This window comes from Nocardioides sp. NPDC057767, from assembly GCF_042798275.1.
In the GTDB taxonomy this organism is placed as follows: Bacteria; Actinomycetota; Actinomycetes; order Propionibacteriales; family Nocardioidaceae; genus Nocardioides.
This window is the reverse complement of sequence record NZ_JBHVKJ010000009.1, coordinates 15,430-32,908: the sequence shown is the minus strand read 5'-3', so window position 1 is coordinate 32,908 and position 17,479 is coordinate 15,430. Positions and strand designations below refer to the sequence as shown.

Below are 17,479 nucleotides of genomic sequence, written 5' to 3'. Positions count from 1 at the left end.
GGGCCGGCGCGTGACCGCCGAGGGACGGGCGGAGCGCACGGCCCAGGCCGACGAGCAGTGCGTCAAGGCGTACGCCGCGGCCGGCGGCCCCGAGGTCGGGGTCGCCCTGGTCGCGGTCGGGGGATACGGGCGCGGTGAGCTCGCGCCCTTCTCCGACTGGGACCTCGTCCTGGTGCACGACGACGCCGTCTCGCCCGGGCCGGTGGCCGAGCAGGTCTGGTATCCGCTCTGGGACGCCGCGCCCAAGCTCGACCACTCGGTGCGCTCGTTCTCCGAGATGCTCTCCGCCTCGACCGGCGACCTCCGCGTCGCCCTCGGACTGCTCGACATCCGGCACCTGGCCGGCGACCGCGGGCTGGTGCTGCGGCTGCGTACGACGATGCTGGCGCACTGGCGCAAGCACGCCCGGTCCCTGCTGCCCGAGCTGAGGACGATGAGCGTGGAGCGGCACCGGCGCGCCGGGGAGCTCGCGCACGCGTCGGTGCCCGACCTGAAGGAGATGTACGGCGGGCTGCGGGACGCGGTCGTGATCAAGGCGATCGTGGCGACCTGGCTGGTCGACGTGCCCGCAGTCGATCTGGAGAAGTCGCGGCGGGCGTTGCTCGACGTGCGTGACCTCGTCCAGGAGATCGCCGGCCGGGCCACCGACCGGGTCGTGCCGGAGATGTGGGACCAGCTCGCCGAGCGTCTCGAGCTGGCCGACGCGCGCACCGCACAGGCCCACGTACGCACCATCGGCCGCCGCCTGACCCACCTCTCCCGTCTCGCCTGGCGGCGGGTGGACGGAGTGCTCGAGCGGTCGCGTCCCGGAGCGCCGCGCCGTCCCAAGCTGGCGCCGCTGGGAGGCGGCCTGGCACTCGCCTCCGGCGAGGTGGTGCTGGTGCCGGGTGCCCGCCCGTCGCGGGACCCGCTGATGCTGCTGCGCGCCTCGGCGCTCGCCGCCGAGCACGGCGTCGCGCTGGCTCCGCCGACGGCCGCGCGACTGGCCCGGGACACCCCGGTGCTGGCCGAGCCGTGGCCGGAGGAGGCACGCCGTCTCTTCGTACGGCTGGTGGGGGCCGGGCGCGGGCTGCTCGCGGTCTGGGAGACGCTCGAGGAGACCGGCGCGGTCTCGCGGATCCTGCCCGAGTGGGAGCGGATCCGGCTGCTTCCGCACGCCTCGATCATCCACCGCTTCACCGTCGACCGGCACACCATCGAGACCTGCATCGAGGCGGTCGCGCTGCTGCCGCGTGTCGCCCGCCCGGACGTGCTGCTGGTCGCGGCGCTGCTCCACGACATCGGCAAGGGATCGCTGACCGAGCACAGCGTCGCCGGGGAGCCGATCGCCCGCCGGATCGCCACCCGGATGGGGTTCCCGGACGAGGAGGTCGAGCTGATCTCGCTGCTGGTGCGCTGGCACCTGCTGCTGTCCACGACCGCGACCACCCGCGACCCGGACGACCCGGCGACCGTCGACCTCGTGGTCGACACGATGGGCGACGCCGAGGCGCTCGCGCTCCTCACCGCGCTCACCGAGGCCGACGCGCGGGCGACCAGCGCCCAGGCCTGGACCAGCTGGCGCGCACGGCTCATCCGCGACCTCGCCGCGCGGGCCGCGAGGGTGCTCGACACCGGCATCGCAGCGGGGGAGCGGCCGCAGGCCGCCGTGGAGATCCCCGAGAGCGTACGTTCCGGGTCGGTCTCCTTCAGTTCCGAGCCGCTCGCCGACGGCGCCCGGGTCCGGGTGATCGCGCCCGACCGGCTCGGGCTGCTCGCCGACCTGGCCGCCACCTTCGCGGTCGCCCGGCTGCCGGTCAGGGCGTGTCGCGCCTGGCAGCAGGCAGGCTTCGGGGTCAGCGTGTGGGACCTCGACGACTCCTACGTCGACGCCGCGGTGCTGCGTACCCGGTTCTCGGCGATCACCGAGGGCCGGCTCGACCCGGCGACCCGGTTGGCGCCGAGCGCGGCCGCGCGGGGGAGCGAGCCCTCGGTCGTCGTACGCCCCGAGGCGTCCAGCAAGGCCACCGTCCTCGAGGTGCGCACCATCGACCGCCCCGGGGTCGTCTACACCGTCGCCGCCGCGCTCGCGCGGATGGAGATCGCCGTCCGCTCCGCCCACATCTCCACCCTCGGCCCGCAGGCCGTCGACGTGTTCTACCTGCAGGAGGCCTCCGCCGGGGCGCTCACCGACCAGCGGGCCGCGGAGGCTGCGCATGCGGTGCGGGCGGCGCTCGCGGGGTGAATGCTCGTCGAGGTATGCAGACGAGCATGCGCTTCCCTGGCGGAACTCCGTGCGGGGAGTGGATGCTCGGCTGCATACCTTGCTGAGCATCCACCCGCCGCGGGCGGCGGCCAGCAGGATGCCACCTCGCGTACATCTGTTCGTTAGTCTTTGACAGACCGCCACTTGACCGCTGAAGGACCGCTTTGTTCGCCACGCTCTCCGACCGGCTCGCCACGACGTTCAAGAACATCCGGGGCAAGGGCCGCCTCACCGATGCCGACATCGACGCCACCGCTCGCGAGATCCGGATCGCGCTGCTCGAGGCCGACGTCGCGCTGCCGGTGGTGCGCGAGTTCGTCGCCCGGGTCAAGGAGCGGGCGCGCGGCGAGGAGGTCAGCCAGGCGCTGAACCCCGCCCAGCAGATCGTCAAGATCGTCAACGACGAGCTGGTCACGATCCTCGGTGGCGAGACCCGCCGTCTGCGTTACGCCAAGACCGGCCCGACCGTGATCATGCTCGCGGGTCTGCAGGGTGCCGGTAAGACCACCCTGGCCGCGAAGCTCGCGCTGTGGCTGAAGGAGCAGGGCAAGGCACCGCTGCTGGTGGCCGCCGACCTGCAGCGGCCCAACGCGGTCAACCAGCTCCAGGTCAACGGTGAGCGGGTCAACGTCCCGGTCTACGCGCCCGAGCCCGGCAACGGTGTCGGCAACCCGGTCGAGGTCGCCCGCGACGCCGTCGAGGAGGCCAAGCGCAAGCTCCACGACGTGGTCATCGTCGACACCGCCGGCCGCCTCGGCATCGACGAGGAGCTGATGAAGCAGGCTGCCGACATCAAGGCAGCGGTCAACCCCGACGAGGTCCTCTTCGTCGTCGACGCGATGATCGGTCAGGACGCGGTCAACACCGCGCAGGCTTTCCTCGACGGCGTCGGCTACGACGGTGTGGTCCTCACCAAGCTCGACGGTGACGCCCGCGGTGGTGCGGCGCTCTCCATCGTCCAGATCACCGGCAAGCCGGTCATGTTCGCCTCCAACGGCGAGAAGATGACCGACTTCGACCTGTTCCACCCCGACCGGATGGCCGGCCGCATCCTCGACATGGGCGACATGCTCACCCTGATCGAGCAGGCCGAGAAGACCTTCGACCAGGCGCAGGCCCAGCAGGACGCGGCCAAGATCGCGAGCGGCGAGTTCACGCTCGAGGACTTCCTCAAGCAGATGCAGCAGCTCCAGAAGCTCGGCTCGATGTCGAAGCTGATGGGCATGCTGCCCGGCATGGGGCAGTTCCGCGAGCAGCTCGACAACTTCGACGAGCGCGAGATCGACCGGATCAAGGCGATCATCCAGTCGATGACCCCGGCCGAGCGCGCCAACCCGAAGATCCTCGACGGCTCCCGCCGTGCCCGCATCGCGAAGGGCTCGGGCCGCCAGGTCTCCGACGTCAACCAGCTCATCCAGCGCTTCACCGAGGCGTCGAAGATGATGAAGCAGCTCGCCTCCGGCGGCGGCATGCCGGGGATGCCCGGCGCGCCCGGTGCCGGCTTCGGCAAGCGCGCCGGCGCCAAGCAGGTCGCCCAGAAGAAGAAGGGCAAGGGCGCGCGCAAGTCCGGCAACCCGGCCAAGGCGGCCCAGCAGGCCAAGGCCGAGGCCGAGAAGAAGCCGGTCGCCGCCAACCCGTTCGGCGTGCCCGGCGGCGAGGAGATCGACTATGAGAAGGCCGCCGCCGACCTCAACCTGCCCGCGGACTTCTCCAAGTTCCTAAAGTAGGGCTCGAACAGGAACTAGTTGGATGTTTCGCGTCGTCAGGGTGCGTGCTCCGCAAGGGCCACTTCGTTCAGGCTTCCCGTCGAAGGCATACCGGGGTATTCCGAGGCGGGGCAACGCTGCGGAGTGCGTGCCATTGCGTCGCGACGCGCCGACTACTTCCTGGTCGAGGCTTTAGTGGCGACGGTCCTGGTCGTCGACGGCGCCAACGTCGTCGGTGCCCGCCCCGACGGCTGGTGGAAGGACCGCGCCGGGGCCGCGCGCCGGCTGCACGAGGCGCTGCTGGTGGCCGATCTCCCGCACGACCGGATCGTCCTGGTCCTGGAGGGACAGGCCAAGGGCGGCGTACGTCCGGGGCGGGACGCCCACGTGCAGACCGTCCACGCGCCCAAGGACGGTGATGCCGCGATCGTCGAGGTCGTCCGCGAGGCGGTGGAGAAGGGCGATCGGGTGACCCTGGTGAGCGCCGACCGGATGCTGCAGGCGCGTTGTGGCGGCGCCACAGCCCTGGGACCGTCCTGGTTGCTTGACCAGATCTGAGGAATTCGGCGGGTTACGCACGCGTAGCCATTGACCCCTGATGTGATCACCGCCACTCTGGGAGCGCTCTCACGAGCCCTGGCGCCTCGACGGTGAGGCGCCGGCAGATCACTCTCAGGAGGCCTGTCCCGTGCGATCACACAGACAGCGCGGCGCGATCGGCGGAGCTTCGGCTCTCGCCGGCCTGCTCTGCGCCACGCTCCTCGTCACTCCCGCGTCCACCGCGGCTTCTGCCAACACCGCAGCCGACACCGCAGCCACCCGCTCGGGCCACGCGCTGCCCTACAAGAATCCACGCCTCTCCACCGAGACCCGCGTCGCCGACCTGCTCGCCCGGATGACGCTGGCCGAGAAGGTCGGCCAGATGGCCCAGGCCGAGCGCGCGGACGTCGCCGCCGACCCCGCTCAGATCGCCGAGCTCGGGCTCGGCAGCGTACTCTCCGGCGGCGGCTCGACCCCGGCCGAGAACACCCCCGAGGCATGGGCCGACACGGTCGACGCCTTCCAGGAGCAGGCCCTCTCGACCCGGCTCGGCATCCCGCTTCTCTACGGCGTGGACTCGGTCCACGGTCACGGCAACCTCAACGGCGCGACGGTCTTCCCGCACAACATCGGCCTGGGTGCCACCCGTGACCCGGAGCTCGCCGAGAAGATCGGGCACATCACCGCCGAGGAGACCCGCGCCTCCGGACCGCAGTGGAACTTCGCCCCGTGCATCTGCGTCGCCCGCGACGACCGGTGGGGGAGGACCTACGAGTCCTTCGGCGAGGACCCGAGGCTGGCCGCCAAGATGTCCCAGATGATCGAGGGGTTCCAGGGCGACCGGGGCGAGCTCGACGACCCCGACCGCGTGCTCGCCACCGCCAAGCACTTCGCCGGTGACGGGTTCACGACCTTCGGCACCGGGGAGGGCGACTACACGATCGACCAGGGCATCACCCAGGCCTCGCGCGCCGAGTTCGCCAAGCTCGCGCTCTCGCCCTACGTCACCGCGATCAAGAAGCACGACGTCGGCTCGGTGATGCCGTCCTTCTCCAGCGTCGACTGGACCGAGGACGGCCTCGGCAACCCGCTCAAGATGCACGCCCACGAGGAGCTCGTCACCGGCTGGCTGAAGGAGAAGCAGGGCTTCGACGGCCTGGTCATCTCCGACTGGCGGGCGATCCACCAGATCCCGGGGACCTACGCCGAGCAGGTCGCCATCTCGGTCAACGCCGGCGTCGACATGTTCATGGAGCCGTTCTCCGGTGACACGGTCGGATATCCGCAGTTCATCGAGACGCTGACCGCGGCGGTCGAGGACGGCGCCGTCCCGATGGCCCGCATCGACGATGCCGTCTCCCGGATCCTGACCGCGAAGTTCGATCTAGGCCTCTTCGAGAAGCCGTTCACCGACCGGCGCAACATCGACGAGATCGGCAGCGCCGCCCACCGTCGCGTCGCGCGTGAGGCGGTGGCGAAGTCGCAGGTCCTGCTCAAGAACGGGCGACACACGCTTCCTCTCGCCGGCGGCGACGACGTCTACGTCGCGGGCAGCAAGGCCGACAGCATCGGTGACCAGGCCGGTGGCTGGACGATCACCTGGCAGGGCAACTCGACCCACCAGATCCCCGGCGACACCGTCCTCGACGGCATCGAGTCGGCCGCCCGCGGCGAGGTGACCCACTCGCCCGACGCCTCCGCGCCGGTCCCGGCCGGGGCCCACGGTGTCGTGGTCGTCGGCGAGCACCCGTACGCCGAGGGCTTCGGTGACGTCGGCGGCCCGCGCTGGGGCTACGACCCGGGCGAGGGCGGCGTGCAACGGCCGGCGCTGACGATGCACCTCAGCGACGCCGACACCGCGGCGATCGAGACGGTCTGCGCGGCCGCGGCGACCTGCACCGTGCTGGTCGTCTCCGGGCGCCCGATGATCATCCCGCCCGAGCTGCTCGGGCAGATCGACGCCCTGGTCGCTTCCTGGCTGCCGGGCAGCGAAGGCAAGGGTGTCGCCGATGTGCTCTTCGGCAAGCGTCCCTTCACCGGGAAGCTCCCGGTGACCTGGCCGCGCTCGGTCGACCAGGAGCCGATCAACATCGGCGACCCGGACTACGACCCGCTGTTCGCGTACGGACACGGGCTGCGGACCCACCGATAGCAGAACTGGCCCGGTCCGAGTTGTCCGAATCTTCGATTCGCGACACTTGGATCGGGCCATTTCGGTGCATGATTCGTGCATGCAGACGCTTCGCGTAGACGTATCGGGACGTGCGCTCAGCTTCCCGCCCGACAAGATCGTCCGTATCGGACGCTCGATCGATGCCGACGTGGTGCTCTCGTCCTCCTCGGTCTCGCGTGCTCACGCCGAGCTCCGCCCGGATCCCACCGGGTGGAAGCTGGTCGACGTGGGCTCCGCCGGCGGGACGTACGTCTCTGGCAGCCGCGTCACCGAGGTGCCGTTGACCGGGGCGACCGAGGTCCAGCTCGGACCGGCGGGGCCGGGCTCGACGATCACCGTCACCCTCGACGACGCCCCGGTGGCGGCCGGGGCTCCACGGGCGCAGGCGCCGGCTCCTCCGCCTCCGCCGGCGGGTTTTGCCGGGCCCGGCGCGACCGTGGCCCCGCCCGCGGGTGTGCCCGCAGCGGCCCCCGCTGCTCCCGGATACCGGCCGCCCGCGCCCCCGGCTCCGTCGGCCGACGACGGGATCTCGGAGATGACGATCGCCCCCGGGATGGCGCGGCCGACCGCCCCCGGGCAGCCGCCGACCCCGCCGACCGGACCCGACCTGCTGCTGGTGGCCGAGGGCAAGGAGCACCGCTTCCGCCACCCGGTCACGGTCACCATCGGCCGCGCGGCCGACAACTCGGTCGTGCTGGAGGACCAGGGTGTCTCGCGCCAGCACGCCCGGCTGGTCGCCAAGCCCGGCGGCTGGACCTTCGAGAACGCCTCCCAGACCGGCTCGTTCCTCAAGGGCAAGCCGCTGGCGCGGGAGGAGATCGACGAGGAGACCGAGATCCGCCTGGGGCACCCGGTGGCCGGCGAGATCCTCAAGGTCATCCCGATCTACGCGGCCGAGGTCGAGGTCGCCCGGGCAGCCGCCAAGCGCCGCAACAAGCTCCTGCTGTGGGGTGGGATCGGGGCCGCGGCCGCGATCGTGGTCATCGGGCTCGTCGTGGCGATGTTCGTGGTCCCCGGCGGCGACCCGGCCGCCCAGGACAACAGCCTGACCAAGGACGAGCTCAACAGCGCCCAGCGGGCCGCCGTCTGGATCACCTACGCGCCGACCGAGGACACCATCGCGATGGGCTCCGGCTCGATCGTCACCGAGGACGGCAAGATCCTCACCAACGCCCATGTCGCCGACCCGGCGAAGATCCCGGAGTACGCCGCGAAGGGCGAGGTCTCGCCCGAGTTCGTCAACATCCACCTGACCGACCCGGCCGAGGGCTACAAGGTCGGCGAGCCCGACTACGTCGCCAAGGTCATCGAGTCCGACGGCGAGGTCGACAGTGCGGTCGTGCAGATCATCGCTGACGGCGAGGGCAATCCGGTGAACCCGTCCTCGCTGGACCTGCCGACGATCTCGCTCGGCAACTCCGACGCGGTCGACCGCGGCGACTTCATCGCCACGATCGGCTTCCCGATGCTGCCGAAGGAGAGCTTCGCGGACAAGGAGGGCGTGCTCTTCCAGCCGCCGACCGTCGCCGAGGGCAACGTGGCGACGATCCTCTCCTTCGAGGGGGAGGAGCGGGCCGTCTTCGACGTCACCGCCCGCATCTCCAGCGGCAACTCCGGCGGTGCCGCGGTCAACGACGACGGTGAGCTCGTCGGCGTACCGACCTCCATCGGCTGGGACGAGAACAACGTCGTCACGGGCCAGGTCATCCCGCTCGCCCAGCACTTCCCGATCCTCGAGGCGGCCGGGGTCGACGTGTCCGCGGCGAGGAAGTGACCCCGGCAGCAAGGCTAGTAGCCTGCGTCACATGACTGCTCTGCGCTTCTCCGGCCCGGTCCTTCCCGACGGAGAGGTGCGCGACCTCTACGTCCTCGACGGCCGCATCACCTATGAGCGGCCGTCGGGGGCGGAGACCGGCGCGTCCGGCTGGATCGTCCCCGGCCTCGTCGACGCCCACTGCCACATCGGGCTGGGGCCGGACGGCGCAGTCGACCAGGAGACCGCCGAGGCCCAGGCCGTCGCCGACCGCGACGCCGGTGCCCTGCTCCTGCGCGATGCCGGGAGCGCCGCCGACACCCGCTGGGTCCAGTCCCGCGACGACCTGCCGCGGCTGATCCGCGCCGGCCGCCACATCGGACGTACGAAGCGCTACATGCGCAACTACGCCGACGAGGTCGAGCCCGACGGCCTCGCCGAGGCCGTCGAGCGGCAGGCCCGCTCCGGCGACGGCTGGGTCAAGCTGGTCGGTGACTGGATCGATCGTGCCGAGGGAGACCTGAAGCCTTCCTTCCCGGCCGAGTCGTTCGCCGAGGCGATCAAGGTGGCCCACGACAATGACGCCCGGGTGACCGCGCACTGCTTCGGCCACGAGGTCCTGCCGGGCCTGATCGAGGCCGGGATCGACTGCATCGAGCACGGGACCGGGCTGACCCCGGATCTCGTCGAGACGATGGCCGAGCAGGGCACCGCGCTGGTCCCCACCGTGGCCCAGCTGGAGATCTTCCCCGGTCTGGCCGCCGCCGCGGCGCCCAAGTTTCCGACGTACGCCGCCACGATGGAGGACCTCTACGCCCGCCGTCGCGAGACGATCATGAGCGCCTACGAGGCGGGGGTCGCTCTCTTCGCCGGCTCCGACGGCGCGGGGGACCAGCTGCACGGCGTACTTCCGACGGAGGTCCTCGCCATGCACCGCCTCGGCCTCCCGGCCGATGTCGTCCTCGGCGCCGCCTCGTGGCGCGCCCGGGAGTGGCTCGGCCACAACCCCGGCCTCGCCGAGGGTGACCCGGCCGACTTCGTCGTCTACGACACCAACCCCCTCGACGACCTCACCGTCCTCGGCCGTCCGACCGCCGTCGTACTCCGGGGGAAGATCTACGCCTGAGATTTCGCCGGTGCCGGGGACCTCTGGCAAACTGAGCCGCGTGTCCTGTGCGCAGGGACCCTCTCACCCGGCGCTCAGTGCCCGCCGAAGTTGCCTGACGGGTGTCCCCACACCGACACGGGCCTCTTCACCCATATTCGATTCCGAAGGAATACCACCAACAGTGGCTGTCAAGATCCGCTTGAAGCGCCTGGGCAAGATCCGGGTTCCGCAGTACCGCATCGTCATCGTCGACTCCCGCAAGAAGCGTGACGGCGCTGTCATCGAGGAGATCGGTCTCTACCGTCCCAAGGAGGAGCCGAGCTTCATCCAGGTCGACTCCGAGCGCGCCCAGTACTGGCTCGGCGTCGGCGCCCAGCCGACCCCGGCTCTCGAGGCGATCCTCAAGGTGACCGGCGACTGGCAGAAGTTCAAGGGCCTCCCGGGCGCCGAGGGCACCCTCAAGGTCGCCCCGCCGAAGCCCGACAAGCTGGAGCTCTTCAACAAGGCTCTCGCCGAGGCGCACGCCTCCGCCGGTGCCGAGGCCGTCACCAAGAAGTCCGCCAAGAAGGCCGAGGAGCCCAAGGCCGAGGAGCCGAAGGCCGAGGAGCCCAAGGCCGAGGAGACCCCGGCCGAGGAGCCCAAGGCCGCCGAGGCCGAGGCCTGAGCAGCATGCTCGCCGAAGCTCTCGAGCACCTCGTCCGAGGAGTCGTCGACAACCCGGACGAGGTGAGCGTGCGCGACAAGCAGCTTCGTCGCGGCTCCGTCCTCGAGGTCCGGGTCCACCCCGACGACCTCGGCAAGGTGATCGGCCGCGGCGGCCGCACCGCCACCGCGTTCCGCACGGTCATCTCCGCGCTGGCCGGTAAGGGCGGCGCGCGGATCGACTTCGTCGACGTCGACGTCGACGGCGGTCGCTGAGCACCGGCTGCACCAACTCACAACGGGCGTCACTCCTTCGGGGGTGGCGCCCGTTGCGTGTTACAGCCGTCCCCCGCGGCCCGCACCGAGGAGTTCGGCCCGATGTACGCGACCCTCTAGGCTCACCTCGTGGAGTTGATCGAGGTGCTGGTCGGACGGATCGGCAAGCCGCATGGGATCCGAGGGTTCGTGACTGTCGAGGTGCGCACCGACGAGCCCGAGAGGCGGTTCGCCGAGGGGACGGTGCTGCGCACGCAGCCCCCCAAAGGATCGACGTACGCCGCGAAGCGGCTGACCGTGGAGGGCGCTCGTTGGCACGGGCAGGTGCTCCAGGTCGCCTTCGAGGAGATCACCGACCGCAACGAGGCCGAGGCGGCCCGCGGAACGTTGCTCTTCGCCGACGTCCCGGCCGAAGAGTCGCCCGAGGACCCCGACGAGTACTACGACCACCAGCTCATCGGCCTGACCGCCTTCGACGAGGAGGGCCGTGAGCTGGGCACCGTCAAGGCGCTGGTCCACGGCGGCGCGCAGGACCTGCTGACGATCCGTACCCCTGACCGGCGCGACGCGCTGGTGCCGTTCGTGAAGGCGCTGGTGCCGGTCGTCGACCTCGCCGAGAAGAAGGTCGTCATCGCCGACCGGCCCGGCCTGGTCACGCCCTTCCCCGAGAGCACCGAGGACGAGGACGAGACCAGGTGAGGCTCGACTACCTCACCATCTTCCCCGACTACCTGGCACCGCTGCGGCTGAGCCTGCCGGGCAAGGCGATCGAGTCCGGGCTGTTGGAGATGCACGTCCACGACGTACGCGACTGGACACATGACAAGCACCGCACCGTCGACGACACCCCCTATGGCGGCGGAGCCGGCATGGTGATGAAGCCGGAGCCGTTCGGCGAGGCCTTCGACGAGCTGGGGATCGACGGCGCGACCGTGATCGTGACGACGCCGAGCGGTGAGCCGTTCACCCAGAGCCTCGCGCGCGAGCTCTCGACCCGGACCCGGCTGGTCTTCCTGCTCGGCCGCTACGAGGGCATCGACCAGCGGGTCCTCGACCATGCCGCCACGCGTGCCGAGGTCCGTGAAATCTCCCTGGGCGACTACGTGCTCAATGGGGGAGAGGTCGCCGCGATGGCGATCACGGAGGCCGTCGTACGCCTGCTTCCCGGGTTCATGGGCAACGCCGAGTCGCTCGTGGAGGAGTCCCACGAGGACGGCCTGCTGGAGTACCCGGTCTACACGAAACCGGCCTCCTGGCGCGACCTCGAGGTCCCGAAGGTGCTGCTCAGCGGTGACCACAAGCGCATCGCCGAGTGGCGTCACCAGCAGGCCGTGGAAAGAACCTCTGTACGCCGCCCCGACCTGCTCCACGCGTCCCAGGCAGCCACGGAGTGGGAGGTCGTTCCCGCCGTCCGCGCCGACGCGCCGGAGCTGCACACGCTGCAGCTCGCCTGCTGGGTGCAGGAGATGCACGACAACCCCGGTGTCCTGATCCCGCCGCTCCACGAGTCGCTCGACGACACGGTCCGCGCGCTGGAGACGCACGACGTCTACGTGGTCCGTTCCGCCGGACGGCTGGTCGGCTCGGTCCGCGCCCGGCTCGAGGGCGACGTGTGGGAGATCGGCCGGCTGATGACCGCCCCGGACATGCACGGACGAGGGCTCGGCCGGCAGCTGCTCGACCACATTCAGGCGGTGGCTCCGGCCGGCGCCACGACCCTCGCGCTCTTCACCGGGGCGAAGAGCGAGAGGAACCAGAAGATCTACAAGAAGGCCGGTTTCAGGCTCCGTCGTGACCTCGACGCGCCGCCCGGCGCTGTGATCCTCACCAAACCCAGGCGAGCAGTTGGATAACAAGTCACCCACATCGGAAGTCTGTTACGCGTCTGTAACATAAAGAGTTTGTTACCGAAACGGGGGCTCGACAAGATCCGGCGAAACGTGTGCTCGGCTCACGCGATCCGAACCCCGACCCTATGAGGTACGAATGACTACCGATCTTGCATGGCAGCTGCTGTGCACGGCGCTCGTGCTCTTCATGACTCCTGGCCTCGCCTTCTTCTACGGCGGCCTCGTGAAGTCTAAGAGCGTCGTGTCGATGATGATGTTGAGCTTCGGCTCCCTCGGCCTGATCACCCTGCTGTGGGTGCTCTACGGCTTCAGCGGCATCGGAACCATCTCCGAGTCCGGCATCACGAACTACTTCGGCAACCCGTTCCAGGACTTCGGTCTGACCGGCGCCTTCGGTGACCTGGTCAAGGAGTTCGACGACGGCACGGCGGTCGAGGACTCGACCAACTTCTTCGGCGGCCTCGCCTTCGGTGGCTCCTTCGCCATCATCACGGTGGCGCTTATCTCGGGTTCGATCGCCGACCGCGCGAAGTTCTGGCCGTGGCTGCTCTTCGCCGGCATCTGGGCGACCGTCGTCTACTTCCCGGGCCAGGCCTGGGTGTGGGCCCTCAACGCCGACGGCGACTACATCGGCTGGATCGGCAAGTGGGGTGCCCTGGACTGGGCCGGCGGCACGATCGTCCACCAGGCCGCCGGTGCGGCCGCGCTCGCCCTGGCGCTCGTCCTCGGTCAGCGCAAGGTCGGCTTCTCCAAGGAGGAGACGGCTGCTCACAACGTACCGCTGGTCCTGATCGGCACCGCGATCCTCTGGTTCGGCTGGTTCGGCTTCAACACCGGCGTCCCGGGCACCACCCAGGGCCAGACCACGCTGATCTTCCTCAACACCCTGATCGCCCCGGCCGCGGGTCTGATCGGCTGGATCATCGTGGAGAAGTTCAAGGACGGTAAGTCCACCGCTGTCGGCGCCGCCTCCGGCGTCGTCGCCGGCCTGGTCGCGATCACCCCGGCCTGTGCCCACATCGCCCCGATCTGGGCGATCTTCCTCGGCCTCCTCGTCGGTGTCGTCTGCTGCCTCGCCGTCGAGCTGAAGTGGAAGCTCGGTTTCGACGACACCCTCGACGTGGTCGGCATCCACCTGGTCGCCGGTTTCATCGGCTGTGTCTACCTCGGCTTCTTCGCCCAGGTCGGCGGCGCCGGCCTCTTCTTCGGTGGCGGTTTCGACCAGCTCATCAAGCAGCTCGGCTCCTCGCTGGCCGTGATCACCTTCGCGTTCGTCGTCGCCTACGTCGTCGGCATGGCGATCGAGAAGACCATCGGTTTCCGCGCCAAGGAGGAGGACGAGGTCGCCGGTATCGACCTCGCCATCCACGAGCCCGGCTACCAAGAGGTCGGCTGACCTCTCAGGTTCGACGAGGCCCGTCCCGGTTCGCCGGGGCGGGCCTCGCTGCGTACGGGGATGTTCGTCAAGGTATGCAGGCGAACTCACACATCCCTGGCGGAGCTCCGCGCGGGATGTGTTGTCTCGGCTGCATACCTTGCTGGACCAACAGGCCCTCAGCGGGGCCCGTAGGGCAGCTGCCTGGCCTGGTGCTGGATGCGGGCGCTGAGGTCCTCGACCTCGGCCAGCACCGCCGGCGCGAGCCACACGGGGGATCGGCGGGTGCGCTTGGCACGGGTGAGGACCCCGGCCTGTTCGAGACCCTCGATCGTCCCGTCGGCATTCTCGATCCCCAGCTGCTCGGTCACGAGCTCGGCGTTGAGGATGGGCTCCTCGGTGAGAAGGTCGAGAAGACGGTACGCAGCAGACCCCGGTCGAGGGCCGCCGGCCGCCTCGCCCCAGGCTCCCCGAATGCTCTCCAGCGTCTCGGCCGTCTTCCAGGACTCCGTCGTCGCGATGGTCGTCGAGGCCGCGAGCATGGCGATGATCGTGGACGCCGTTCCGGCCCGGTAGTCGTTGAGGGCGGCAAAGTAGCGGTCGCGGTGGGCGACGAGGGCGGAGGCGATCGGGACGGCCAGGTGGCGGGAGGCACGGCGTCGTCGGAGCACGGCGTGGATGAGCGCCCGACCGATGCGGCCGTTGCCGTCGATGAAGGGATGGATCGACTCGAACTGGGCGTGCACGATGGCCGCCTGGGCGACGGGGGAGAGGTCGTCGCGGTTCGCGAAGGCGACCAGGTCCTCGATGTAGTCGACCACGGTCTCCGGTGGTGGCGGCACGTGGAGGGTGTCACGGGGCGCGTAGTCGGAGCCGCCGACCCAGTTCTGCACGACGCGGAACCTGCCGGCGTTGGCCGCCTCGTCGGGGTGCCGTGCGAACAGGTCCCGGTGGGCGCGCAGGATCGCGTCGGAGGTGATCTTGCGGGTGGTGTCGGCCTCGCTGATCAGTCGCTGCATCGCCTGGGTCGCGGACGCCATCGAGGTCGCCGAGGAGTTGGCGCCGATGCCGAGCAGAGCTCGCCCGTAGTCGGCCAGGCTGGCCTCGACGTGCTCGATCTTGGAGGAGTCGATCGCCTCGGTGCGCAGCTGTAGGTGGTTGAGCCCGTCCATCGTCCGGCCGTGGACCAGATCGAGGTGTCGAAGCGCTCCGGCGCTGGCCGTCGTCATCGCCGCCACCGGGCGCTCGAGTGCCAGGTCGAGGTCGGCGATGTGGGGCGGCAACGCCACGGTGACCTCGCGGAGCAACCTGTCCGCGCGCGGCCCGCGCGGGATCCGCTGCCGGTAGGGGCGCGTCACGTAGGTGTGCGGCGGCCAGTCGCTGTCGGTCACGGGGGAATCCTTGCACGGGCGCCCAGCTGCTGCGTACGTCTGCGAGCTCCGCGCGGCTGCTCGCCGGTCGTCTCGATTCCTGGCGGTCCGTGGCGCTGTGGCAGACTTGTGGGCCGGTCCAGTCGGCCGAGGCACGCTCCGAAGAAGACACCCGGAGGTGTCGCGACGGGCTCCTGCCACAGGGGGAACCGTGCGCCGCCGGCCAGCGTGTCTGGACCACCGCCGAAGATCGCCCTGACCAGGGCACTGATGACCGCGATCGGCCTGTGGCGAGCGTGAGGAGAGATGATGAGCAACGTACTCGCTGAGGTCGGCAACGCCTCCAAGCGCGATGACCTGCCGGAGTTCCGCGCCGGTGACACCGTCAAGGTGCACGTGAAGGTCGTCGAGGGCAACCGGTCCCGCGTCCAGGTCTTCCAGGGCGTCGTGATCCGCATCCACGGTTCCGGCATCGGCCGCACCTTCACCGTCCGCAAGGTCTCCTTCGGCGTGGGTGTCGAGCGCACCTTCCCGCTGCACTCCCCGATCTTCGAGCAGATCGAGGTCGTCACCCGTGGTGACGTCCGTCGCGCGAAGCTCTACTACCTGCGCAACCTGCGCGGCAAGAAGGCGAAGATCAAGGAGCGCCGCGAGGCGTGAGCGGCTGGGGTTCGATCGGCGGAGCGAAGCGACGCCCGATCTGCCCCAGACCGAGGCGCGAGCCTCGGAGGTCTGAGGGTTTCCTGAGCATTGCGAGTCGATGAGGCTCGTTGTGGAGGAACTCTCTAGACTCACCGCGTGACTTCGAACGACCGCGATCCTTCCGTCGGCGTCGGGCCCCAGGCCCGCTGGGACGGGCCCGACATGGGGGGATCGCGGTCGTTCTCGTCTTCCCCCCAGGCTCCGCGTTGGTCCGCCGCGCAGGCGGGCCCGGGCAACCATCCGGGCAACCATCCGGGCAACGGTCCGCGCCCGGCGCCGCGCCAGGCCCCGCCGGCCCACGAGGAGGAGCACAAGCCGCGCCTGTCGGCCTGGCAGGAGGGCATCGTCCTGGTCGTGCTCGCCGTGCTGGTGGCGGTCGTCGTGAAGGCGCTGTTCGTGCAGGCCTTCTACATCCCCTCCGAGTCCATGGAGCCCGGCCTGCAGGGCGGTCCCTCGGTGGCCACCGACGACCGGGTGCTCGTCGAGAAGCCGTCCTACTGGCTCTCCGGCACGCCTCAGCGTGGTGACGTCGTGGTCTTCTCCGACCCCGGCTCCTGGCTCGGGGCCGACGATTCGGCCGGTCCCGACAACATCATCGGCAAGAGCCTCGCGGTCATCGGTCTCTACCCCGAGGGCGGCCACCTGGTGAAGCGTGTCATCGGAGTCCCCGGCGACGTCATCGAGTGCTGCGACAAGCAGGGCCGGCTGATCGTCAACGGCGTCCCGATCGACGAGCCGTACGCGCGGCCCTCCGAGACCAAGTGCGGCCGCCCCAACAAGGAGGGCGAGTGCTTCGGGCCGATGCCCGGCACCCGGCACTGGGAGGTCGGTCCGGTCCCGGATGGATCGCTGTTCGTGATGGGCGACAACCGGGCCAACTCGGCCGACTCGACCGTACACATGTGCACGGCCAACGAGACCGACTGCGCGCTGGTGCCGTGGGTGCCGGAGGACAACGTGGTCGGCAAGGTCGTCGCCCTGGGCTGGCCGATCGACCGGGCGAAGTGGATCCACCGGCCCGAGAGCTTCGAGGGCGTGCCGTCACAGTGAGCACCGCGCCTACCCTGCGTGTCGAGCGGTCCATGCTGCGCGACGGCATCACCCATCTCGGTGCCGTCGACGAGGTGGGGCGAGGCGCGCTCTGCGGGCCGGTCTCGATCGGGATCGTGGTGATCTCGGAGGCGACGCGCACAGCACCGCAGGGCGTACGCGACTCCAAGCTGCTCACGCCCGAGGCCCGGGAGATGCTCGCACCGAAGGTGCGCCGCTGGGCCGTCGACTCGGCCGTCGGCCACGCGCTGGCCTCGGAGATCGACGAGGTCGGGATCATGGCTGCGATGCGGCTGGCCGGTCAGCGCGCGCTCGGCGCCCTGGACGTACGTCCCGACGCGCTGCTCCTTGACGGCAACCACAACTATCTGACCCCGCCCGTGCAGGAGGGGCTGTTCGGTGAGGTCTCCGCGATGGTGGAGGAGGTCGAGGTCCCGCCGGTGACGACGATGATCAAGGCCGACATGAAGTGCGCGGCCGTCGCCGCCGCCTCGATCCTGGCGAAGACCTCGCGCGACGCGCTGATGATCGCGCTGCACTCGGAGTTTCCCGAGTATGCGTGGGCCGACAACAAGGGCTACTCCGCGCCCGCCCACATCGCCGCGCTCGAACGACTCGGTCCCTCGGCATATCACCGCCGCTCGTGGAGTCTTCCCGGCACTTCGCCGGCGTTGGTCTTAGAGTCCTGA

General features: G+C 70.2%; 15 protein-coding genes. 14 read left to right on the top strand and 1 reads right to left on the bottom strand.

Annotation, left to right across the window (positions count from 1 at the left end):
- Positions 1 to 10: 10 nt before the first annotated feature.
- The 11 genes from ACFVDI_RS06805 to ACFVDI_RS06755 all read left to right on the top strand — a co-directional run bounded on the left by ACFVDI_RS06805 (position 11) and on the right by ACFVDI_RS06755 (position 13,689).
- The gene (locus tag ACFVDI_RS06805) at positions 11 to 2,224 is read left to right on the top strand and encodes a [protein-PII] uridylyltransferase (RefSeq protein ID WP_378901946.1); all 2,214 of its coding nucleotides are present in this window, start codon (positions 11 to 13) and stop codon (positions 2,222 to 2,224) included.
- 185 nt (positions 2,225 to 2,409) lie between these two features.
- Positions 2,410 to 3,972 carry a signal recognition particle protein gene (gene ffh, locus ACFVDI_RS06800; protein ID WP_378901943.1) on the top strand — a complete coding sequence of 521 codons (1,563 nt, stop codon included), beginning with the start codon at positions 2,410 to 2,412 and terminating at the stop codon, positions 3,970 to 3,972.
- 123 nt (positions 3,973 to 4,095) lie between these two features.
- Positions 4,096 to 4,509, top strand: coding sequence for a hypothetical protein (locus ACFVDI_RS06795; RefSeq protein WP_378901940.1), 414 nt, complete (start codon positions 4,096 to 4,098; stop codon positions 4,507 to 4,509).
- A 130-nt stretch (positions 4,510 to 4,639) separates the two neighbouring features.
- Positions 4,640 to 6,643, top strand: a complete 2,004-nt coding sequence (locus ACFVDI_RS06790; RefSeq protein ID WP_378901937.1) for a glycoside hydrolase family 3 protein — start codon at positions 4,640 to 4,642, stop codon at positions 6,641 to 6,643.
- A gap of 79 nt (positions 6,644 to 6,722) precedes the next feature.
- Positions 6,723 to 8,438, top strand: coding sequence for an FHA domain-containing protein (locus tag ACFVDI_RS06785; RefSeq protein WP_378901934.1), 1,716 nt, complete (start codon positions 6,723 to 6,725; stop codon positions 8,436 to 8,438).
- Positions 8,439 to 8,469: 31 nt separating this feature from the next.
- Positions 8,470 to 9,543, top strand: coding sequence for an amidohydrolase family protein (locus ACFVDI_RS06780; RefSeq protein ID WP_378901931.1), 1,074 nt, complete (start codon positions 8,470 to 8,472; stop codon positions 9,541 to 9,543).
- A gap of 163 nt (positions 9,544 to 9,706) precedes the next feature.
- Positions 9,707 to 10,189, top strand: coding sequence for a 30S ribosomal protein S16 (rpsP, locus tag ACFVDI_RS06775; protein ID WP_378901928.1), 483 nt, complete (start codon positions 9,707 to 9,709; stop codon positions 10,187 to 10,189).
- A 5-nt stretch (positions 10,190 to 10,194) separates the two neighbouring features.
- Complete coding sequence (locus ACFVDI_RS06770) at positions 10,195 to 10,443, top strand: RNA-binding protein (RefSeq protein WP_378901925.1); 249 nt, start codon at positions 10,195 to 10,197, stop codon at positions 10,441 to 10,443.
- 129 nt (positions 10,444 to 10,572) lie between these two features.
- The gene (gene rimM, locus ACFVDI_RS06765) at positions 10,573 to 11,142 is read left to right on the top strand and encodes a ribosome maturation factor RimM (RefSeq protein ID WP_378901922.1); all 570 of its coding nucleotides are present in this window, start codon (positions 10,573 to 10,575) and stop codon (positions 11,140 to 11,142) included.
- Entirely contained in the window at positions 11,139 to 12,296 is a 1,158-nt protein-coding gene (gene trmD, locus ACFVDI_RS06760) for a tRNA (guanosine(37)-N1)-methyltransferase TrmD (RefSeq protein WP_378901919.1), read from the top strand. Before rimM ends, trmD begins: the two co-directional genes overlap by 4 nt.
- 133 nt (positions 12,297 to 12,429) lie before the next feature.
- Complete coding sequence (locus tag ACFVDI_RS06755) at positions 12,430 to 13,689, top strand: ammonium transporter (RefSeq protein ID WP_378901916.1); 1,260 nt, start codon at positions 12,430 to 12,432, stop codon at positions 13,687 to 13,689.
- 158 nt (positions 13,690 to 13,847) lie between these two features.
- Here the strand turns inward: ACFVDI_RS06755 and ACFVDI_RS06750 are convergent, their stop codons facing one another.
- Positions 13,848 to 15,059 (bottom strand): Fic family protein, encoded by a 1,212-nt coding sequence (locus ACFVDI_RS06750; RefSeq protein ID WP_378901913.1) that lies wholly within the window; start codon positions 15,057 to 15,059, stop codon positions 13,848 to 13,850.
- 288 nt (positions 15,060 to 15,347) lie between these two features.
- Here ACFVDI_RS06750 and rplS point away from each other — a divergent pair, with 288 nt between their 5' ends.
- From rplS to ACFVDI_RS06735, 3 genes are all read left to right on the top strand, one after another.
- The gene (gene rplS, locus ACFVDI_RS06745; protein ID WP_008363321.1) at positions 15,348 to 15,698 is read left to right on the top strand and encodes a 50S ribosomal protein L19; all 351 of its coding nucleotides are present in this window, start codon (positions 15,348 to 15,350) and stop codon (positions 15,696 to 15,698) included.
- Between the two features lie 138 nt (positions 15,699 to 15,836).
- The gene (gene lepB, locus ACFVDI_RS06740; protein WP_378901909.1) at positions 15,837 to 16,790 is read left to right on the top strand and encodes a signal peptidase I; all 954 of its coding nucleotides are present in this window, start codon (positions 15,837 to 15,839) and stop codon (positions 16,788 to 16,790) included.
- On the top strand, positions 16,787 to 17,479 hold the full coding sequence (locus ACFVDI_RS06735) for a ribonuclease HII (protein WP_378901906.1): 693 nt from the start codon (positions 16,787 to 16,789) through the stop codon (positions 17,477 to 17,479). The genes lepB and ACFVDI_RS06735 overlap by 4 nt, the downstream gene beginning before the upstream one ends.